Here is a 19,906-nt window from a genome sequence, read left to right on the forward strand (position 1 = left end):
GAGGACAGGATGACGAACTTCACCAATTTCCGCTTCGAGACCGACGCCGACGGCATTGCGCTCGCGACCTGGGACATGCCGGGACGCTCCATGAACGTGATCACTCCCGAGGTGATGGGCGAGCTGGAGCAGATCATCAAGACGGTTGCGGGCGATGAGGCCATCAAGGGCTGCGTGATCACCTCCGGCAAGGAGGCGTTCTCGGGCGGCGCGGACCTCACCATGCTCCAGGGGCTCGGCGCGGAATATGCGCGGCTTGCCAAGGAGAAGGGCGAAGAGGCTGCGATGCAGTTCTTCTTCGACGAATCCCGCAAGCTCTCGCTCCTCTACCGTCGTCTCGAGACCTGCGGCAAGCCCTTCGCGGCGGCCGTGCACGGCGTCTGCCTCGGCGGCGCCTTCGAGCTGGCGCTCGCCTGCCATTTCCGCGTCCTGTCCGATGTGGATTCCACCCGCGTCGGCCTGCCCGAAGTGAAGGTCGGGCTCTTCCCCGGCGCCGGCGGCACGCAGCGCGTGGCGCGCCTCATGCAGACGGGCGACGCCCTGCAGATGCTGTTCAAGGGCGAGCAGATCCGCCCGCTCATGGCGCGCAACATGGGGCTCGTGCATGCGGTCGCGCCGCGAGACGGGATCGTGCAGGCAGCGAAGGACTGGATCAAGGGCGGCGGCTCCGCCGTCGCGCCCTGGGACCAGAAGGGCTACAAGCTGCCGTCCAACAAGGTCTATTCCGCCGCCGGCATGCAGATCTGGCCGCCGGCCAACGCCATCTACCGCCGCGAGACGCAGGACAACTACCCGGCGATCCGCGCGATTCTGGAATCCGTCTACCAGGGACTCCAGCTGCCGATGGATCTGGCGCTGAAGGTCGAGTCGCGCTGGTTCGCCAAGATCCTGCGCTCGAAGGAAGCGGCGGCGATGATCCGCACGCTCTTCATCTCCATGCAGGATCTCAACAAGGGTGCGCGCCGGCCCAAGGACGTGCCGCCCACCAGCCTCAAGAAGGTTGGCGTCATCGGCGCTGGCTTCATGGGCGCCAGCGTGGCCTATGTCACGGCCAACGCGGGACTCGAGGTCGTGCTCATCGACCGCGATGTCGAAGCGGCCGAGAAGGGCAAGGCGCATTCGCACAAGCTCATGTCCGACCAGATCATGAAGGGCCGCGCCAAGACGGCGGATCGGGATGCGCTGCTCGCGCGCATCACGGCATCGGCCGATTACGGCGACCTGAAGGATTGCGATCTCGTCATCGAGGCCGTGTTCGAAGATCCCAAGGTGAAGGCGGAAGTGATCCAGAAGGTCGAGGCCTCGATCCGTCCCGACTGCATCTTCGCCTCCAACACCTCGACCCTGCCGATCTCAGGTTTAGCCCAACAGTCGAAGAAGCCTGACCAGTTCATCGGTATCCATTTCTTCTCGCCGGTCGAGAAGATGATGCTCGTCGAGATCATCTTAGGAAAAGAGACGGGGGACAAGGCGCTTGCCACCGCGCTCGATTACGTGCGCCTGATCAAGAAGACGCCGATCGTCGTCAACGATTCCCGCGGGTTCTTCGCCAACCGCTGCGTGCTCGCCTACATCCTCGAAGGGCACCTCATGCTGACCGAGGGCGTGCCGGCGCCGATGATCGAGCAGGCCGGCAAGCAGGCGGGCATGCCGGTCGGTCCGCTGTCGCTCAACGATGAGGTCGGCGTCGATCTCGGCCTCAAGATCCTGCGCGCCACCAAGGCACAGCTGGGCGATGCCGCCATCATCCCTGAGCAGGAGCAACTGCTTGCCACGCTCGTGGAAAAGGAAGGGCGATTTGGGCGCAAGAACCGCAAGGGCTTCTACGATTATCCGGAAGGCGCGCCGAAGCGGCTGTGGCCCGGGTTGAAGGACCTGCAGGTGAACCCGGCGGCCGAGCTCATCGACATGGACGAGTTGAAGCAGCGCCTGCTCGTGACGCAGGCTCTGGAGGCCGCACGCACCGTCGAGGAGGGCGTCGTCACCGATCCGCGCGAGGCGGATGTGGGCTCCATCCTCGGCTTCGGCTTCGCGCCCTATACGGGCGGCGCGCTGTCCTACATCGACTTCATGGGAGCCAAGGTCTTCGTGGAGTTGTGCCAGAGGCTGCAGGCCAAGCACGGCGACCGCTTCACGCCGCCGAAGCTGCTCCTCGACATGGCAGCGAGCGGTGAGACCTTCTACGGTCGTGCCGCTGCGAAGAAGGCGGCGTGAGCTGCCTTAAACCCTCTCCCCTTTGCGGGAGAGGGTGACCTGCGTAGCAGGTCGGGAGAGGGGCCGTGTCCGCCCGCTGACTTCCCCTCTCCCGGCTCACTTCGTTCGCCACCCTCTCCCGCGGAGGGGAGAGGGCAAAAGGGGGCTTTCCATGAAACCGCATTTCGCCATGATGGCGGGCTACAATGCCTGGAGCAACGAGCGCCTCTATGAGGTTGCCGCGCAACTGTCCGATGCGGATTACCGCGCGGATCGCGGGGCGTTCTTCAAGTCGGTGCACGGCACCCTCAACCATCTCCTCGTTGCCGACCGCATCTGGATGAGGCGGTTCTCGGGAGACGGGGAGGCGCCGAACCGCCTCGACGCGATCCTGTTCGAGGACTTCGCTGAACTCCGTGCCGCGCGCGAGAGGGAGGATGCGCGGATCGTCGCCTATGTCGACGGCCTCTCCGAAGCCGATCTCGTGGGGCGCTTCCGCTACCGCACGATCACGAACCCTACCGATGTCGAGCAGCCACTGGCGCCGGCCCTGACGCATTTCTTCAATCATCAGACGCACCATCGCGGACAGGTGCATTGCCTGCTCACCGGCTTCGGCCTCGATGCGCCGTCCCTCGATCTCATCCTGTTTCAGCGCCAGACCGGGATGGGCCTGTCGTGAACCTCTGGCTGCGCCTCATTCAGCTGATCCTTGCCTCCTTTGTCCGGCCGAAGCTCGATCCGGTGCGGGACGTGTCGCGCCTGACCTTCCGTGTCTGGCCGCACGACCTCGACACGTCGCTCCACATGAACAACGGGCGCTATTGGACGCTCATGGATCTCGGCCGCACCGACATCATGATCCGCTCGGGCCTGTGGCGGCCGATCCTCAGGAACGGCTGGGTGCCGGTGGTGGGCGCGGCACAGATCCGCTTCCGGCGGGAGCTCCGGCCGTTTCGCGCCTTCACCCTGGAGACGCGCATCCTCACCTGGTCCGACACCCATGTGGTGATGGAGCATCGGCTGGTCTCCTCGTCGAAGGACGGCAGTCCGATCCTCAACGCCATCGCCCTGGTGAGGGCAGGGCTCTATGACCGCCGGAGCCGAAAATTCGTCTCGATGCCCCGCCTGCTGGAGGAGGTCGGGGTCCGGGCTGAAGCGCCGGCAGCCGCTCCCGAAGTCGAGGCCTTTCTCACGGCGGAAGAGACGTTGAAGACCGCGGCCTGATGGTTCAAGGTGGGGCATCGCCGTTGAAGGCCTGAACAACCCCGAATCGGACCCATGCCTCGCATCATCGATTATTACTTCTCCCTCGTGAGCCCCTGGGCCTATATCGGTCACGCGCCCTTCATGGAGATCGCGCATAGGCATGGGGTCGAGGTCAACCATAAGCCTGTCTTCCTCGGCCGGGTCTTCGCCGAAACAGGCGGTCTTCCGCTCGCTCAGCGCCATCCGGCACGGCAGCGCTATCGAATTCTGGAGCTTCAGCGCTGGCGCGACAAGCGCGGCCTGTCCTTCAACATCACCCCGAAGCATTGGCCCTTCGACGTCAACCTCGCCGACCGCTTCGTGATCGCGATCAACGCCTCAGGCAAGAGCCCGGATGCCTTCCTGCGCCGCGCTTTCGCTGCTGTTTGGGAGGAGGATCGCAATCTCGCGGATCCGCTGGTTCTCGCGGAGCTGGCGGAGCAGGCCGATCTCGACTCGTCGTCGCTGATGGATGTGGTCACCGGCAGCACCACCGAGGCGATCTACGCCCTCAACCTGGAGAATGCGGTTGCCGCCGACGTCTTCGGCTCCCCGGCCTATGTGCTCGACGGCGAGGTGTTCTGGGGGCAGGATCGGCTGGAACTCCTCGATGATGCGCTGAAAAGCGGCCGCTCGCCCTACACGCCGAACCCGTAAGTCACTATGCAGACCATCGGGCTGATCGGCGGCATGAGCTGGGAAAGCTCGGCCGAATATTATCGCATCATCAATCAGGAGGTGAACCGGCGGCTCGGCGGCGTGCACTCGGCGCAATGCCTGATGTGGTCGGTCGATTTCGACGCGATCAAGCGGCTCCAGCACGACGGTGAATGGGATCGGCTGGCCGAAGCCATGCAGGAGGCAGCACTGCGCCTGGAGCGCGGCGGCGCGAGCTTCATCGTTCTGTGCACCAACACGATGCACCGCCTGGCCGATGCGATCTCCTCCGCTGTCAGCATCCCGCTGCTTCACATCGCCGATCCCACGGCTGAGAAGATCAAGGCCGCGGGTCTGCGAAGGGTTGGCCTTCTCGGCACGGCCTTCACCATGGAGCAGGATTTCTACAAGGGTCGGCTGCGGGGGAGCCATGGCCTCGACGTGATCGTGCCGGATGAGGACGACCGCAGGATCGTCCACGAGATCATCTACAAGGAGCTGGTGCTCGGGCACGCCAGGCCGGATTCACGCCAGGCTTATCGCGAAATCATCGCGCGCCTGATCGAACGCGGCGCGCAGGCTGTGATCCTCGGCTGCACCGAGATCATGCTTCTCGTGTCGGAGGAAGACAGCGCCGTACCTCTGTTCGACACCACGACGATCCATGCTGTGGCGGCGGTGGATTGGGCGTTGAAATCTGCGTGACACGCTCGTCATGGCCGGACTTGTTCCGGCCATCCACGTCTTCAGAACCACTACGTGCACAGACGTGGATCACCGGAACAAGGCCGGTGATGACGTGGAGGAGGTTGCCTTTACTCCGCCGCCACCTTCGTGGCACGCCATTGCGTCAGCAGCGCGCGCAGGGCCGCGGGCTTCAGCGGCTTGTTGAGAACGTGGATGTTCATCGCCGCCGCCGCGTCCCGCACGGCGGGCGTGCGGTCGGCGGTGACGAGCAGGGCCGGCATATCCACCTGGGTCTTCCAGCGCAGGGCCTTGATGACTTCGAGCCCGTCGGTTTCGTCCAGGTGATAATCGGCAATGATCACCTCCGGCAGGCCCTTGCTTGTGCGCAGGGCCTGATGCGCGCTCTCGAGGTCGGACGCGGTCCAGACCTCGCATCCCCAGCCCGAGAGCAGAAGGCGCATGCCCTCCAGAATGGCCGGCTCGTTGTCGATGACGAGCACGCGCAGGCCCGACAGCACGGTCGCAGGAGCTTTCGGCGGCTCGGGAGCTGCGGCCGTGGCCGGAAGGGCGGCGACCACAGGCACCTCGACACGGAACACGGAGCCGCGTCCCACTTCCGAGTTCAAGGTGATCGGATGCTTGAGGACGCGTGCGATTCGCTCGACGATGGAGAGCCCGAGCCCTAAGCCTCGCGCGACCTTCATGCCCTGGTCCAGACGCTGGAACTCGCGGAAGACGACACGCTGCTTCGAGGCCGGGATGCCGAGACCCGTATCCCAGACTTCAAGCAGGATATGTCCGCCGCGTCGGCGCCCGCCGACGAGCACACGGCCCGTGGGCGTGTACTTGATCGCATTGGAGATCAGGTTCTGCAGCAGGCGCCGCATGAGGCGCCGGTCCGAGCGCACCGTCAGCGAGGAGGGAATGAAGGTGAGCTTGAGGCCCTTGTTCCGGGCGACAGGCTCGAACTCGCGCTGCAGCTGGCGGAACAGCTCGTCGATGCGGAAGCTCGACCATTGCGGCTTCATCGCGCCGGTATCGAGGCGCGAGATGTCGAGAATGGCGGTCAGAATCTCCTCGACCGCATCCAGCGATGCATCGATGTTCTCGGCGAGCGTCACATCGCCGGCTTCGCGATCCCGCTCCACGAGCGAGGTCGCATAAAGGCGGGCAGCATTGAGCGGCTGCAGGATGTCGTGGGAGGCGGCGGCAAGGAAGCGAGTCTTCGAAATGTTGGCCTCGTCAGCCTCGGCCTTCGCGTTCCTGAGCGCCTCGTTGAGGCGCGTGAGCTCCTCGGTTCTCTCGCGCACGCGCTGCTCGAGGGTCTCGTTGGCGCGGCGGCTCGCCTCTTCGGCCAGAACGGTTTCGGTCACATCCGTGTAGGTAGTGACGTGACCGCCGTCGGGCAGCAGGTTCGAGCGGATCTCGATCACCTTGCCGGAGGGATAGAGCCTGAGGCGCACCGGCTCCACGTCATGCCGGAAGGAATGAAGGCGGGCCTCGACCAGATCTTCGATTCGGCCTGGTCCGTAGGATCCGCGCGCGGCATTGTAGCGAACGATCTGCTCCATGCCGATTCCCACCTGCACGAAATTGGGCGGCATGTCGTAGAGGTCGAGGAAAGCCTGATTCCAGGCGAGCAGGCGCAGGTCGCCGTCGATGACCGTGATGCCCTGCTTGGCGTAGTTCAGCGCATGCTGGAGCAGATCGCGGCTGTGCTGGATCGCAGCCGAGGCGTCGTCGAGCAGCTTGAGCGCCGCCTCCGTGGAGACGGTGCGGCGACGCAGCAGCAGCGACAGGGCAAGACGCGAGGAGGCGGTGCCGATGGCCGAGGCCAGCAGGTGCTCCGCATAGCGCAGGAGATGGATGTCGGCCTCGGCACGGACCTCCAGATTCTGGCCGCGGCTGTGAGCGAAGCCTTCGAAGGAGCGGGCCGTCCGCTCTTCGCCGAGATAACGGGCGACGGTTGCGCGCAGCTCGCCGACGCTGACGCTGGCGCGGAACAGGCGGAAGCTGGGGGCGACGGAAGCGGCAGCCTCACCGAGAAAGACGTTTGCCTGGATCTGCTCCATGGCCGTCACCGGCCGCCACAGGGAGAAGACGATGTAGCACAGGATGTTGAGCGACAGGCTCCAGATGACGCCGTGGGTGAGTTGAGGCAGATCGACACCGAACAAAGCCGTGGGCTTCAGCGTCGTGATGCCGAAGGGGCCGGTGACCACCACATCCGACCAGAACACGCCGTCCCAGACGAGGCTCGGCAGAAGCAGCGTATAGGCCCAGGTGAGGAAGCCGACGACGAGGCCGATGCTGGCACCGAGCGCCGTGCCTCGCGACCAGATGAGCCCGCCGAGAAAGGCCGGCGCGACCTGCGCGATGGCGGCAAAGGACAAAAGGCCGATGGCTGCAAGCGCCGCCTCTCCGGAGGCGCGGTAATAGAGATAGCCAAGGAGGATCACGAGGACGATGGAAACCCGCCTGACGCCGATCACGAAGCTGCCGGGGTCGATGCCCGCAAAGGCGCGCCGCCGCAGCACGATGGGCATGACGAGATGGTTCGAAATCATCACCGCCACCGCAACGGAGTCGACGATGACCATGGCGGTCGCTGCCGAAAAACCGCCGAGGAAGGCAATGACGGCCAGCGTCCCGGCCTTGTCCGTCAGCGGCAGGGCCAGCAAGGTCATGTCCCGATCGATGGCTCCCTCGGGAAACGATGCCATTCCTGCAAGCGCGATGGGAACGACGAAGAGATTGATGAGGATGAGATAGAGCGGAAACAGCCAGGCCGCCCGTTTCAGATCGGCGATGTCATGGTTCTCGACCACCGTCACGTGAAACTGACGGGGAAGCAGAAGGGTGGCGCAGGTGGAGAGCAGGATCAGGGTGAGGTAGCTGCCGAACCCGGAGGTCGTCCCCATCAGGTTGGAGCTTGTGCCCTGCTCGTTGAGGCGCTGAACGATGCCGTCGTATCCATCGAACATCACGAAGGTGATGTAGCCGCCGACCATCAGGAAGGCGACGAGCTTCACCAGCGACTCGAGCGAGATGGCGACCAGCAGGCCGTTCTGGTGCGCCGTGGCATCCGTGTGTCGCGTGCCGAACGCGACGGCGAAGCCCGCCAGCACCAGGGCAACGACGAGCGCCAGATCGCCGAGGAAGGGGAGCTGCGACAGTGATGATCCGCTCGCGGTGTTCAGGAAGACGTCGAGCGACGACGAGACGGCCTTCAGCTGCAGGGCGATGTAAGGCACCGAGCCGATGAGGGCGATCAGGCTGACGAGGGCTGCCACCCGTTCGCTCTTGCCGTAGCGGGCGGCCACGAAATCGGCGATGGACGAGATGTTCTGGGTTTTCGCCACGCGCACGATCCGGGCCACCAGCGGATGGCCCAGTCCGATCACCAGGATCGGGCCGATATAGATGGCGAGAAAGTCGAAGCCCGAGCGGCTGGCAAGCCCGACCGATCCGAAGAAGGTCCAGGAGGTGCAGTAGACGGCGAGCGCAAGGGCCGCAATCGTGGAACGGGCCGGTCCTTGAACGAAGCGCCGCCCCCAATTGTCGCCCCAATAGGCGACCGTGAACAGGAAGCAGAGATAGACCAGCGCCGACAACACGACGGCCCAGGTGGCGACCATAGGCGTGAACCCTCGAAAAAAGAGGAATAGCTTTAGCCGGTTAAGGCTTGGAGCGCCACTGCGGGGCGCTACAGGCCCCTGTCCCACTCGGGCTCCGGCGCAAAGCGCCGGGCGAGGAATTCGACGAAGGCCCGGACCTTCGCAGGAGCCTGCCGGCCTGAGGGAAGGACTGCGTGGATGCCGAGCCCATAGGTCGGATGGCCGCCGAGAACCGGAACCAGGGTGCCTTCGCGCAAGCTGTCGCCGACGATGAAGGTGGGCTGATAGATCAGGCCCTGTCCAGCCACGGCCGCCGACAGCAGGGCATCGCCATTGTTGGCGCGAAGATTTCCCTGCACCGGCACGGTGATCTCGCCATCAGCGCCGAAGGCCCAGCGGCTCGCACCGACGGCGCTCGGCAAGGTGTAGCCGAGGCAGTTGTGACGGGCGAGATCCTCCAGGCTCTGCGGGGTGCCGTGCTCCTTCAGATAGGAGGGGGCGGCGCAGACCATCGTCCGGCAGGGGGCCAAACGTCGGGCGACGAGGCTCGAATCCTTCAGCCGGCCGATGCGGATCGCCAGATCCCACCCTTCCTCGATCAGATCCACAAAGCGGTCGGCAAGGCCGAGATCGAAGGAGACCTCTGGATGGAGGCGGTTGAACTCGGGGATGGCCGGAGCGATGTGCCGGAAGCCGAAGGTGAGGGGCACATTGAGCCGCAGCACCCCCTTAGGCTCGATGCGCTCCAGGCTCGCGGAGGCTTCCGCCTCCTCGATCTCGCCCAGGATGCGCTCGCAGGCCGCGAGATAGTTCCGGCCGCCCTCCGTCAGCATCAGCTTGCGGGTGGAGCGGTGCAGCAGCTTGACCCCGAGCCTCTCCTCAAGGGCGGCCACATGCTTCGTCACCATGGTCTGGGACAGGTTGAGCGCCCGCGCCGCCGCCGAGAAGCTGCCTAAGGCCGCGACGCGAACGAAGACCTGCATGCTGGTGACGCGGTCGAGCATGAACTAATCTCATTCCAAGAGTGTGAACTGATATTCTGCGTAGACGATTATCATATTCCTGGTTTGAGATCATATGAGATCATCCATTCAGGAGATTGTCCTCATGATCGACACCCGCACTGCTCCCTATGCCGCCCTGATCCTGCGCGTCACGCTCGGCGTTCTGTTCCTCGCCCATGCCGGCCTGAAGATCTTCGTCTTCACTCCTGCCGGTGCGGCCCAGTTCTTCGGCAGCCTCGGCCTGCCGCCGGCTCTGGCCTATCTCACGATCCTCATCGAGGCCGTTGGTGGCGTCGCCCTCATTCTCGGCTTCCATACCCGCTGGGTGTCCCTGGCCCTGATCCCGGTTCTGCTGGGTGCCATTGCCTTCGTTCACGGCCCTGCCGGCTTCTTCTTCAACAACCCGAACGGCGGATGGGAATATCTCGCGTTCTGGATTGCGGCCCTCGCGACCCAGGCCCTTCTCGGCGACGGCGCCCTTGCGGTGCGGACCGGATCGGTGAAGCCTGCTCCCGCGTTGTCCACGCGGTCGGCCTGAGGTGAAAGCGATGATCAAACCCATGTCTCATGACGCCACCGGGCAACCGGCGGCGCGACCCATCGATCCCGGTGTCAGGATCGGTCACGTCCACCTGAAGGTGGCCGATCTCGAGCGGGCGCTCTCTTTCTACTGCGGGGTGCTCGGATTCGAGTTGATCCAGCGCTACGGCAGCCAGGCCGCCTTCGTCTCGGCCGGAGGGTACCACCACCATATCGGCCTCAACACCTGGGAGAGTGAAGGAGGCTCCCCGCCGCCTCCCGGCACCACGGGGCTCTACCATGTGGCGATCCTCTATCCCACGCGGGCGGCTCTCGCCGATGCGCTTGTCCGGATCGCCGAGGCCGGCATTCCGCTGCAGGGCGCGAGTGATCACGGGGTGAGCGAGGCGCTCTACCTCAGCGATCCCGACGGCAACGGGATCGAGCTCTATGTCGACCGTCCCGAGGACCAGTGGCCGAGAACGCCTGACGGCGAACTCCAGATGGTCACACGCCGCCTGGATCTGCAGGACCTTCTCGCCAGCAGAGAGGCTTGACGAAATTCCTGGATCGGGCAGCCTTAAGCTTGGGGGCGAGCTTTAAGGGGTCCGGTCATGTGGAGCGAGTTCAAGCAGTTTGCCCTTCGCGGCAACGTGGTCGATCTGGCCATCGGCATCATCATCGGTGCCGCGTTCGGCAAGATCGTGGATTCACTCGTCGGCGACATCTTCATGCCGATCATCGGGGCCGTCACCGGCGGCCTCGACTTCACGAACTACTTCACGCCCCTGGCCGAATCCGTCACGGCAACGGGGCTGGCGGAGGCCAAGAACCAGGGGGCCGTGCTCGCTTGGGGAAGCTTCGTCACCGCTGCCATCAACTTCATCATCATCGCCTGGATTCTGTTTTTCCTGGTCAAGGGCATGAACCGCCTGCGCCGCACCGAGGATGCCAAGACCGGGACCGCCGACAAGCCCCCGGAGATCCCGGCCGATGTGAAGCTGCTGACGGAGATCCGCGACCTGATGAAGACGGGGCGGACGATCTGATCCATCACCGGTTTCAATCGAACCCTTCGTCTTTTGTCATGCGACGCATTCAAGACTTGCCTTGAGGGTGCGGACGGGCCATGCCTGTTCGCCCGTTTTCGAGGAAGTTTCCCATGAATGCGTCCGTTTCAATTCCGTCCGTTCTCAACCTGCGCCCCGAGGCGGAGCAGGCGCCGGCAAGCGGAATCGTCGACGTGTTCAGCTACGGCCGCCTGAAGCCCGGCATCATACCGCTGTGGGTTGGCGAGGGCGATCTGCCGACGCCGTCCTTCATCTGCGAGGCGGCGGCTCAATCGCTCGCGAAGGGCGAGACCTTCTATACCTACCAGCGCGGCATCCCCGAACTGCGTCAGGCGATTGCACGCTACCACGAGCAGGTCTACCGCAAGGCTTTCGATCCCGAGCGCTTCTTCGTCACCTCCGGCGGCATGCCGGCGATGCAGCTTGCCTTCCGCATGCTTGCGGGCAACGGCGACGAGGTGCTGATCCCGACTCCCGCCTGGCCGAACTTCGCCGGTGCGATCACCGTTGCCGGCGCCCGCCCGGTCGCCGTTCCGATGACGATCGACGAGCAGGGCTGGCACCTCGACTTCGAGAGGCTCGAGAAGGCGGTTACGCCGCGCACGCGCGTGCTCGTCATCAACTCGCCCTCGAACCCCACGGGCTGGGTGGCAAGCCAGGACGATCTTCGTGCGGCCCTCGATCTCGCCCGGCGTCACGGCCTCTGGATCGTGGCGGACGAAATCTACAGCCGCTTCATTCACGATCCGGCGCTCGCCATCGACGGCCGTACACCGTCCTTCCGCGACGTGATGGAGCCCGAGGACAAGATCATCTTCATCCAGACCTTCTCCAAGAACTGGGCCATGACCGGCTGGCGCCTCGGCTGGTTGGAGGCTCCGCCCGCCCTTGGACAGGTCATCGAGAACCTGGTGCAGTACCAGACTTCCGGCACGCCGACCTTCATCCAGCGCGCGGGCGTGGCCGCCATCGAGCAGGGCGATGGATTCCTGGCCGAGCAGATCGCCCGGGCCCGGCAGGGCCGCGACATCGTCGGACGGCTGACGCAAACCGGCCTCGTCGAACTGCCGCCGCCGAGCGGCGCCTTCTATGCCTTCCTGAAGATCAAGGGTGCCAGGAACTCGAAGGATATCGCCTTCCGCCTCATCGACGAGGCCAATGTGGGTCTTGCGCCGGGCTCTGCCTTCGGCGAGGCGGGCGAGGGCTATCTCCGTCTGTGCTACCTGCGCAAGGCAGAGGATGTTGAGGAGGCGGTCCGCCGCATCAGCGAGGCCCTGCCGCGGCTCGTAACCTGAAGGGGCCGCGGTCTCCCCTCGGCGCCATCACAGCGATTCCGACCTGTTCGCTGACAGGCGCTGAGCGCATGGCCTGTGCACGCCATCGGCATTTGACGGGGCGTTAAAGGACGTCCATTGAGCAGACCCGTGATCCGTCTCGTCCTCGCCCATCTCGTCCAGATCCTGATCGCCGCCCTCGGGGGGCTCGCTTTCCACTGGCTCGGCGTCCCCGCGGCTTGGCTGTCGGGAGCCACTGTCGCGGCCATCCTGTGGGGGGTGACCGGCTGGGCTGTGCCGATGCCCCGCGCACTGGCCGATGCCGCGATGCTGACGTCTGGCGCCGCCATGGGCGCGGCGGTCACGCCGGCTGCCATTGCCGCCATGGGGCGCTACCCCGGAAGCCTGATCGTGCTGGTGATCGCGATCGTCGCGATCTCCTATGCCTCCTCCTTCTGGCTCGTCCGCGTCTCCGGCTGGCGCAGGCTCGATGCCTTGCTTGCCTCCGCGCCGGGGGCGCTCTCGACGGTGATCGCCGTCGCCATCGACCGGAAGGCTGATATTGCTTCCATCGCAATCGCGCAAAACCTCCGGCTCTTCGTCCTGATCGCCCTTCTGCCAAGCATCGTGGTCTTCATCGGCGGTGGGGAGCATTCGAACGCACTGGTCGGGGAGGGGCTTCCGGTTCAAAGTCCCGGCGGCATGGCGATCATTCTCCTCGGCGGCCTGACCCTGGGGGCATTGTTCAAGCGCCTGAAGGTGGCGGCTCCGATCCTGTTGGGCGCGACGATCATGAGCTCCGTGAGCCACGGCACGGAATTCGTGACCGGTGTCATCCCTCCGGTCATCGCCACCGGCGGCCTTGTTCTCATCGGCCTCTTCATCGCAGAGCGTTTCCGCAACATCCAGCGCTCGACCTTGAAGAAGTCCCTCCGGGCGGCGCTCGGCTCCTTCGCCGTGGCCATGATCGTCGCGACTGTCTTCGCGGGCCTTGCCGCCTGGCTGGCAGGGGTGAGTTTCGCCAACAGCCTGATCGCCTTCGCGCCCGGCGGGCTCGAGGCGATGACGGTGCTCGCCCTCATTCTCGGACTCGATCCGCTCTATGTGGGCATCCACCACCTGGTCCGCTTCCTCGGTATCGGCCTCGTGCTGCCGCTCGTCATCGGCTGGCTGCATCGAGACAAAACGGCGCCGGCGGAATAAGGCTCACGACCGCTCGTTGCGCAGCCGCTCCACCGCCTCCATGCGCGGCTTGGCCGTGTCCCACAGGCGCTTTGTGACGGCCGCGATGAGGGCCTCCGTCAGGAGCAGGAGGCCCGCCGACGAATCCCAGTTGGACGGCGCCACGATATGGGCGGGCAGCACGTGGCGCGCGACGCGGGCGATGGGGGAGAGCCAGGGATCTGTGAGCAGGACCACCGTCGCCCCCTGCCGGGCCGCGGTCTCGCAGAGGGCCGTGACGTCCTCCTGGTAGCGGCGGATGTCGAAAGCGACGATCACGTCCCTGCGACCGATCTCGATCACCCGGTCGCGCCACAGGGCGGGCTGGCCCTCGATGAAGTTCACATGGCTGCGCACGATGCGGAAATGGCTCTCCGCGTAGCGCGCGAGCGCGCCCGTGAAGCGCCCGCCGGTGAAATGAATCTGCCGGCGCGGATCGGAGAGGAGTTCCACCACGGCCCCGAACTCGGCCGGAGCGATGTTCGCCACGGTCGCCTGGAGATTTCCGATGACGGCCTCCGCAAAGGAAGCAAGCGCGGGAGCACCCTGACCCTTGTCGGAGGGACCGGATTTGGCGAGGGGCGAGAGCAGCTGCGCCTCCAGTTCCCCCCGCAAATGCTTCTGAAAATCCGGGAAGCCGCTGAAGCCGAGCCTTGTGACGAAGCGCAGGACGGACGGAGCCGAGATGCCGGCGCGGGAGGCGAACTCGGCCACCGTATCGAGCCCGGCGAAGGGGTAATGGCTCAGAAGAAGGTGGGCAGCGCGCTTTTCGCTGGGCGTGAAGGCATCCATCTCGAGCCGGATGCGCTCGGCAAGGCTCGGCGGGTCAGGGGGGGAGATGCGGCGGTCGCCGCGCATACCGGATTGATTCACAGCCCCTCCTTGACGCTTTTGAAAAGCTGTATCAGAAATTTCAAGATCTGAGAAACCAACAAGAAACGTATCAAGCGTTCAAACGGGGGCAATCCCTGCCTTCGGGTAGGTTGACGGAGAACCGCATGATGCAGGCGAGTCGGGTGACAGCCGGGATGTCCTCTGCCGCAACGGCAGAGCAGCCGGTTGCCGCCATCGAGAACCCGCAAGGGCCCTCGCCGATCCTGCTCATCTGCGAACATGCCTCCAATCGCCTGCCGGCCCGTTACGGCACATTAGGCCTCGCGCCTTCGGAACTCGAGAGCCACATTGCCTGGGATCCCGGCGCGCTCGGCGTGGCGCAGGAACTCTCGCGCTTGCTCGATGCGCCGCTGATCCATGCCACCGTCTCGCGTCTCGTGCTCGACCTCAACCGCGATCCATCCGCACCGGATTCGATCTGGACACTGAGCGAGCGCACCGCGATTCCCGGCAATCTCGATCTCGACCCGACAGAGCGGGCGAGGCGCGTGCGCGAAGTGTACGACGCGTTTCACGGCGCGGTCGACGCCTTCGCGGATGCCCGCATGGCGGCGGGGCAGCTGACGACGGTTGTCTCCATCCATTCCTTCACGCCGGTTTACCGGGACGTTCAGCGCCCCTGGCACGTCGGCCTGATCTTCAACCGCGATGAGCGCTACGCGCGCAGTGTCGAGGCTGGGCTGAAGCAGGACCAGGCGCTCATCGTCGGCATGAACGAACCCTATTCACCGGCGAACCGGGTGTTCCACACCCTGGAGCGCCACGCCGAGAGGCGCGGCCTTCCCCCGCTGATGATCGAAATCCGCAATGACCTGATCCGCACACAAGACGGACAGGCGTCGTGGGCTGGCCGTCTGGCGCCGCTTTTGAGGGAGGGGGCACGGACGCTCTGACGAAGGGCATGGCGCATGATGTGCCGTGACCCGAAAGGCAGAACTTCTTGGAGGATCAACTCGATGTCAGTCGGACAAGAAAGCACCGGGGTTCATGCCCCGCCGGCCGGGGCGCAGAATGCTCCCGGCATTACCTATACAACGGTGGATGAGAGCTATTTCGAAGCACGGCGCCTCAAGCGCCATGCCCGCGTCTGGTCGCTCTGGGCGCTCGGCGTCGGCGCGGTGATCTCGGGCCATTACTCGGGCTGGAATCTCGGCCTTGCCAACGGCTTCGGCTCGATGTTCTTCGCCACGATCATCATCGCCATCATGTATCTGGGCCTCACCTTCTCGATCGCCGAGATGTCGCCGGCCCTGCCGCATACGGGCGGCGCCTATTCCTTCGCCCGTACGTCGATGGGGCCCTGGGCGGGCTATATCACGGGCATCGCCGAGAACATCGAGTTCGTGCTCACGCCGGCCGTGATCGTGTTCTTCATCGGCTCGTATCTCTCCGCGATCTTCGAGACGGCACCGGCCTTCCAGCCCGTCTACTGGATCCTGTGCTATGCGCTCTTCGTCGGGCTCAACATCATCGGCGTGGAGCTCTCGTTCAAGGTGACGGTGGGCGTGACGGTGGCGGCGCTTGCAGTGCTGGCCTTCTTCTACGTGTCGGTGCTGCTCTCCGGCCAGTTCAATTTCTCGCGCTGGGCCCTGAACATCGGACCCGATGGCGCCGAACTGCCGAACGGCAACGGACCCTTCCTGCCCTTAGGATTCGGCAGCATTCTGGCCTCGCTACCGTTTGCGGTCTGGCTGTTCCTCGCCATCGAGCAGTTGCCGCTCGCGGCGGAGGAATCGCACGATCCGCAGACCGATATGCCCAAGGGCATCATCGCCGGGATCCTGACGCTCATCGCTTCCGCCTTCCTCGTTCTTTTCCTGAACACGGGCATCGCACCGGGCGCGGTGGGCCTCGGCAAGTCAGGCGAACCGCTGCTCGACGGCTTTCGCACCCTGTTCGGCACGGACATCGCGAAGATCCTTGCGGCTGTTGCGGTGATCGGGCTCATTGCCTCGTTCCACACCATCATCTTCGCCTTCGGGCGGCAGATCTACTCGCTGTCGCGAGCAGGCTACTTCCCGAGCTTCCTGTCAATCACGCATGGCGAGCGGAAGACGCCGCATGTCGCGCTGATCGCAGGCGCGGTGCTCGGCCTTCTGGTGATGATGATCATCTGGTTCTCGGTGGGAGCCGAGTCCGGCGCGAGCATTATCGGCGGCACGCTGCTCAACATGGCGGTGGCAGGCGCAATGCTGGCCTACTTCATGCAGGGCATGTCCTATGTCGTGCTTAAAAAGAAGTTCCCGAACCTGCACCGCCCCTACAGGAGCCCGTTCGGCATGGCCGGCGCGGTGATCTGCATGGTGATCGCAGCGGTGACGCTGTACTTCCAGCTCACCGATTCGGTCTTCCGGACCGCCGTCATCGGTGTTGCCGTGTACTATGCCGTGATGATGGCCTACTTCCTGCTGATCGGGCGGCATAAGCTGATCCTCTCGCCGGAGGAGGAGTTCGCGCTCACCAAGGGCGAGAGCGAGTACAAGTCCTACTAACCCCTTTGGGAGCGCGCATCCTGCGCGCTCCCTTCCCCTCCACCGGTCAAGGTTTTTCGTATGGACGCTCCCAAGATCAAGAATGCCGCCGATGCCATGGAATACGTGCGCGACCGCGATCTGCCCTTCGTGAAGATCGGCCTCACGGACGTGGATGGAATCATGCGCGGCAAGTACATGGCCCGCGACAAGTTCGAATCCGCTCTCGAGAAGGGCTTCGGCTTCTGCGACGTGGTGCTGGGCTGGGACTCCAACGATCAGCTCTACGACAACACCACGCTCACCGGATGGCACACAGCCTATCCTGATGCCACGGCGCGGGTGATCCCCGAATCCATGCGGCTCGTCCCCTTCGAAAACGATCTGCCGTTCTTCCTGGCCGAATTCGAGGGCTACGCGGAGGCGGCTTGCCCACGCGGCGTGCTGCGGCGCGTGCTCAAGAAGGCGGAGGACATGGGCTTTGCCGTTTCGGCCGCCGCAGAATTCGAGTTCTTCCTGTTCGAGGAAACCCCGCACTCCGTGCGCGAGAAGAGCTACCGGGATCTCAAGAACATCACGCCCGGCTTCTTCGGTTACTCGGTTCTGCGCTCCGGCGTGCACGCGGATTTCTACCACGAGCTTCTCGACCTCGGAAAGAAGATGGATTTCGAGATCGAGGGCCTGCACACGGAAACGGGCCCCGGCGTGCTGGAAGCCGCGATCCGCGTCGACGATGCGTTGAACGCGGCCGACAAGGCGGCGCTCTTCAAGACATACACCAAGATCCTCGCCCAGCGCCGAGGCTGGATGGCGACCTTCATGGCCAAGTGGTCGCGCGACTGGCCCGGCCAGTCCGGCCACCTGCACTCATCCTTGCGGGATCTGGGCACCGGCAAGGGAGCGTTCTACGATGCCAACGGCAAGCACAGCATGTCGGAGACCATGCGCTGGTACGTGGGCGGTCAGCAGAAGCTGATGCCCGATCTCCTTGCCATGGTCGCCTGCACGGTGAACAGCTACACGCGGCTGATCCCCGGCTTCTGGGCGCCCACCGATTCCGCCTGGGGCGTGGAGAACCGCACCACGGCGCTACGCGTCATTCCAGGCTCGGAGAAGTCGCAGCGCGTGGAGTACCGGGTCGCGGCCGCCGACATCAACCCGTATATCGCGCTCGCCGCCGCCATCGGCTCGGGGCTGTGGGGCATCGAGAACAGGGTCGATCCGGGTGAGCCGATTGAAGGAAACGCCTATGCGGTCGAGCATCCCAAGGAGCGGGCCCTGCCGCGCTCCCTGGGCGAGGCCGCCGAGCGGCTCAAAGGGTCGCAGGCCGCACGCCAGCTCTTTGGCGACACCTTCGTGGACCATTACGCTGCAACCCGCGAATGGGAGGAGCGCGAGGCACGCAAGGCGATCACCGATTGGCAGCTCGCGCGTTACTTCGAGATCATTTAGAAAATCTGAGGCTCCAGGAGTTTTCCCTCCCCCTTGCGGGGAGGGGTAGGGGTGGGGGTCGAAAAGTCAGAATGCTGTGCGTAGTCGCTCAGATACGAAGCTGATACAGCGTCTGACTTATTTGAATTGCTCACCCCGTCGTTCCACCCTACCCCTTACCCCTCCCCGCAAGGGGGAGGGGATCATTGTTGAAGGAGACGGCCTTATGGCCGATACCGATATTGTCTGCATTTCCCCCATCGACGGACGCGAGCTTGTCCGCCGCCCCATCATGTCCGAGGCCGCCATCGATGCGGCGATCACGTCAGCCCGCGAGGCGCAAGTTGCGTGGCGCAACACCACCATCGCGGAGCGCGCGAGCAGGGTGTCCGCCTTCCTCGATGCGCTGCTCGCCATGAACCAGGAGGTGGTGCCCGAGATCGCCCAGCAGATGGGCCGCCCGGTTCGCTATGGCGGCGAGTTCCGCGGGGTCGAGGAGCGGGCGCGCTACATGATCGCGATTGCGGAAAAAAGCCTGCAACCGATCCCGGCCGATGACGAGAAGCCGGGCTTCCGCCGCATGATCAAGCGCGAGCCGGTTGGTCTCGTGCTGGTGATCGCACCCTGGAACTATCCGTACCTGACCGCCATCAACACCATCGTTCCGGCGCTGATGGCGGGCAACGCGGTGCTGCTCAAGCACGCCTCGCAGACGGTGCTGGCGGGTGAGCGCTTCCAGATGGCCATGGATCGGGCCGGCCTGCCGAAGGGCTTGTTCCAGAACATGCATCTGAGCCACGACCAGACAAGCCGCATTCTTGGGCAAGGCCTCGTCGATCACTGCAACTTCACCGGCTCCGTCTCCGGTGGACGCGCCATCGAGCGCGCCGCTGCGGGCAGCTTCACGTCGCTCGGCCTCGAGCTCGGCGGCAAGGATCCGGCCTATGTGCGCGAGGACGCCAATCTCGATCACGCCATCGAGAACCTCGTCGACGGCGCCTTCTTCAACTCAGGGCAATGCTGCTGCGGTATCGAGCGCATCTATGTGCACGAGAAGCACTATGATCGCTTCGTCGAAGGTGCGGCCGATCTCGTGAACACCTATGTGCTCGGCAATCCGCTCGACGAAGCGACGACGCTCGGCCCTATGGCGCACAAGCGCTTCGCCGATCTCGTGCGCCGGCAGAATGCGGAAGCGGTAGCCAAGGGCGCGAGGGCCCATATCGAGTCCAAGAAGTTTGCAGCCGATACAGGCGACACGGCCTATCTTGCGCCGCAGGTGCTCACGAATGTCGATCATTCCATGAGCGTCATGCGCGACGAGAGCTTCGGCCCAACCGTCGGCATCATGAAGGTGACGGGCGATGAGGAGGCGATCCGCCTCATGAACGACTCGCCCTACGGTCTCTCCGCTGCGATCTGGACCTCGGATGTGGATGCTGCGGAAGCCATCGGCGAGAAGCTTGAGACCGGCACCGTCTTCATGAACCGCTGCGATTATCTCGATCCCGCGCTCGCCTGGACCGGCGTGAAGGATACGGGCCGCGGCGCAAGTCTCTCGCGCTTGGCTTACGAGTCGCTCACCCGCCCGAAATCCTATCATCTCCGTCAGATCTGATT

Annotated in this window: 17 protein-coding genes; 14 read left to right on the forward strand and 3 right to left on the reverse strand. The window is 64.6% G+C overall.

From position 1 onward, the window contains the following. Positions 1-9 precede the first annotated feature (9 nt). The 5 genes from ILT44_RS18865 (at position 10) to ILT44_RS18885 (ending at position 4,803) form a co-directional block, all read left to right on the forward strand. On the forward strand, positions 10-2,214 hold the full coding sequence (locus ILT44_RS18865; RefSeq protein ID WP_204241160.1) for an FAD-dependent oxidoreductase: 2,205 nt from the start codon (positions 10-12) through the stop codon (positions 2,212-2,214). A 151-nt stretch (positions 2,215-2,365) separates the two neighbouring features. Then, on the forward strand, positions 2,366-2,875 hold the full coding sequence (locus ILT44_RS18870; protein WP_204241161.1) for a DinB family protein: 510 nt from the start codon (positions 2,366-2,368) through the stop codon (positions 2,873-2,875). Then, the gene (locus ILT44_RS18875) at positions 2,872-3,420 is read left to right on the forward strand and encodes a thioesterase family protein (protein ID WP_204241162.1); all 549 of its coding nucleotides are present in this window, start codon (positions 2,872-2,874) and stop codon (positions 3,418-3,420) included. The genes ILT44_RS18870 and ILT44_RS18875 overlap by 4 nt, the downstream gene beginning before the upstream one ends. 54 nt (positions 3,421-3,474) lie before the next feature. After that, positions 3,475-4,098, forward strand: a complete 624-nt coding sequence (locus tag ILT44_RS18880; protein WP_204241163.1) for a 2-hydroxychromene-2-carboxylate isomerase — start codon at positions 3,475-3,477, stop codon at positions 4,096-4,098. A gap of 6 nt (positions 4,099-4,104) precedes the next feature. Next, positions 4,105-4,803, forward strand: coding sequence for an aspartate/glutamate racemase family protein (locus tag ILT44_RS18885; RefSeq protein WP_204241164.1), 699 nt, complete (start codon positions 4,105-4,107; stop codon positions 4,801-4,803). A gap of 110 nt (positions 4,804-4,913) precedes the next feature. Here the strand turns inward: ILT44_RS18885 and ILT44_RS18890 are convergent, their stop codons facing one another. Both ILT44_RS18890 and ILT44_RS18895 read right to left on the reverse strand, forming a co-directional pair. Further along, complete coding sequence (locus ILT44_RS18890) at positions 4,914-8,423, reverse strand: hybrid sensor histidine kinase/response regulator (RefSeq protein WP_204241165.1); 3,510 nt, start codon at positions 8,421-8,423, stop codon at positions 4,914-4,916. A 68-nt stretch (positions 8,424-8,491) separates the two neighbouring features. Then, a complete protein-coding gene (locus ILT44_RS18895; RefSeq protein ID WP_204241166.1) occupies positions 8,492-9,406 on the reverse strand; it encodes a LysR family transcriptional regulator in 915 nt (304 codons plus the stop codon). 103 nt (positions 9,407-9,509) lie between these two features. On the opposite strand from ILT44_RS18895, the gene ILT44_RS18900 reads away from it, so the two are divergent. From ILT44_RS18900 to ILT44_RS18920, 5 genes are all read left to right on the forward strand, one after another. Then, the gene (locus tag ILT44_RS18900; protein ID WP_204241167.1) at positions 9,510-9,944 is read left to right on the forward strand and encodes a DoxX family protein; all 435 of its coding nucleotides are present in this window, start codon (positions 9,510-9,512) and stop codon (positions 9,942-9,944) included. Between the two features lie 22 nt (positions 9,945-9,966). After that, complete coding sequence (locus ILT44_RS18905; RefSeq protein WP_204241168.1) at positions 9,967-10,482, forward strand: VOC family protein; 516 nt, start codon at positions 9,967-9,969, stop codon at positions 10,480-10,482. Positions 10,483-10,539: 57 nt separating this feature from the next. Further along, positions 10,540-10,974 carry a large conductance mechanosensitive channel protein MscL gene (gene mscL / locus ILT44_RS18910; protein WP_204241169.1) on the forward strand — a complete coding sequence of 145 codons (435 nt, stop codon included), beginning with the start codon at positions 10,540-10,542 and terminating at the stop codon, positions 10,972-10,974. Between the two features lie 113 nt (positions 10,975-11,087). Further along, on the forward strand, positions 11,088-12,290 hold the full coding sequence (locus ILT44_RS18915; protein ID WP_204241170.1) for a pyridoxal phosphate-dependent aminotransferase: 1,203 nt from the start codon (positions 11,088-11,090) through the stop codon (positions 12,288-12,290). Between the two features lie 129 nt (positions 12,291-12,419). Next, on the forward strand, positions 12,420-13,472 hold the full coding sequence (locus ILT44_RS18920; protein WP_204241171.1) for an AbrB family transcriptional regulator: 1,053 nt from the start codon (positions 12,420-12,422) through the stop codon (positions 13,470-13,472). A 3-nt stretch (positions 13,473-13,475) separates the two neighbouring features. Here the strand turns inward: ILT44_RS18920 and ILT44_RS18925 are convergent, their stop codons facing one another. Continuing rightward, on the reverse strand, positions 13,476-14,363 hold the full coding sequence (locus ILT44_RS18925; RefSeq protein WP_204241172.1) for a MurR/RpiR family transcriptional regulator: 888 nt from the start codon (positions 14,361-14,363) through the stop codon (positions 13,476-13,478). Between the two features lie 125 nt (positions 14,364-14,488). Here ILT44_RS18925 and ILT44_RS18930 point away from each other — a divergent pair, with 125 nt between their 5' ends. The 4 genes from ILT44_RS18930 (at position 14,489) to ILT44_RS18945 (ending at position 19,904) form a co-directional block, all read left to right on the forward strand. Beyond that, positions 14,489-15,277, forward strand: a complete 789-nt coding sequence (locus tag ILT44_RS18930; RefSeq protein ID WP_204241173.1) for an N-formylglutamate amidohydrolase — start codon at positions 14,489-14,491, stop codon at positions 15,275-15,277. Between the two features lie 63 nt (positions 15,278-15,340). Beyond that, positions 15,341-16,876: an amino acid permease gene (locus ILT44_RS18935; RefSeq protein WP_204241174.1), complete on the forward strand. Its 1,536-nt coding sequence runs from the start codon at positions 15,341-15,343 to the stop codon at positions 16,874-16,876. 60 nt (positions 16,877-16,936) lie between these two features. Beyond that, on the forward strand, positions 16,937-18,307 hold the full coding sequence (locus ILT44_RS18940) for a glutamine synthetase family protein (RefSeq protein WP_204241175.1): 1,371 nt from the start codon (positions 16,937-16,939) through the stop codon (positions 18,305-18,307). A gap of 205 nt (positions 18,308-18,512) precedes the next feature. Continuing rightward, on the forward strand, positions 18,513-19,904 hold the full coding sequence (locus ILT44_RS18945) for an aldehyde dehydrogenase family protein (protein WP_204241176.1): 1,392 nt from the start codon (positions 18,513-18,515) through the stop codon (positions 19,902-19,904). The last annotated feature ends 2 nt before the right edge of the window (positions 19,905-19,906 follow it).

Origin of the sequence: Microvirga arvi (genome assembly GCF_016892765.1) — a bacterium.
Lineage (GTDB): Bacteria > Pseudomonadota > Alphaproteobacteria > Rhizobiales > Beijerinckiaceae > Microvirga > Microvirga arvi.

What these genes read in the sequence shown, in the direction of transcription:
- ILT44_RS18865 (WP_204241160.1), top strand. Translation starts at nt 10, where the DNA reads ATGACGAACTTCACCAATTTCCGCTTCGAGACCGACGCCGACGGCATT.
- ILT44_RS18870 (WP_204241161.1), top strand. Translation starts at nt 2,366, where the DNA reads ATGAAACCGCATTTCGCCATGATGGCGGGCTACAATGCCTGGAGCAAC.
- ILT44_RS18880 (WP_204241163.1), top strand. Translation starts at nt 3,475, where the DNA reads ATGCCTCGCATCATCGATTATTACTTCTCCCTCGTGAGCCCCTGGGCC.
- ILT44_RS18885 (WP_204241164.1), top strand. Translation starts at nt 4,105, where the DNA reads ATGCAGACCATCGGGCTGATCGGCGGCATGAGCTGGGAAAGCTCGGCC.
- ILT44_RS18890 (WP_204241165.1), bottom strand. Translation starts at nt 8,423, where the DNA reads ATGGTCGCCACCTGGGCCGTCGTGTTGTCGGCGCTGGTCTATCTCTGC.
- ILT44_RS18895 (WP_204241166.1), bottom strand. Translation starts at nt 9,406, where the DNA reads ATGCTCGACCGCGTCACCAGCATGCAGGTCTTCGTTCGCGTCGCGGCC.
- ILT44_RS18900 (WP_204241167.1), top strand. Translation starts at nt 9,510, where the DNA reads ATGATCGACACCCGCACTGCTCCCTATGCCGCCCTGATCCTGCGCGTC.
- ILT44_RS18905 (WP_204241168.1), top strand. Translation starts at nt 9,967, where the DNA reads ATGTCTCATGACGCCACCGGGCAACCGGCGGCGCGACCCATCGATCCC.
- mscL (WP_204241169.1), top strand. Translation starts at nt 10,540, where the DNA reads ATGTGGAGCGAGTTCAAGCAGTTTGCCCTTCGCGGCAACGTGGTCGAT.
- ILT44_RS18915 (WP_204241170.1), top strand. Translation starts at nt 11,088, where the DNA reads ATGAATGCGTCCGTTTCAATTCCGTCCGTTCTCAACCTGCGCCCCGAG.
- ILT44_RS18930 (WP_204241173.1), top strand. Translation starts at nt 14,489, where the DNA reads ATGATGCAGGCGAGTCGGGTGACAGCCGGGATGTCCTCTGCCGCAACG.
- ILT44_RS18935 (WP_204241174.1), top strand. Translation starts at nt 15,341, where the DNA reads ATGTCAGTCGGACAAGAAAGCACCGGGGTTCATGCCCCGCCGGCCGGG.
- ILT44_RS18940 (WP_204241175.1), top strand. Translation starts at nt 16,937, where the DNA reads ATGGACGCTCCCAAGATCAAGAATGCCGCCGATGCCATGGAATACGTG.
- ILT44_RS18945 (WP_204241176.1), top strand. Translation starts at nt 18,513, where the DNA reads ATGGCCGATACCGATATTGTCTGCATTTCCCCCATCGACGGACGCGAG.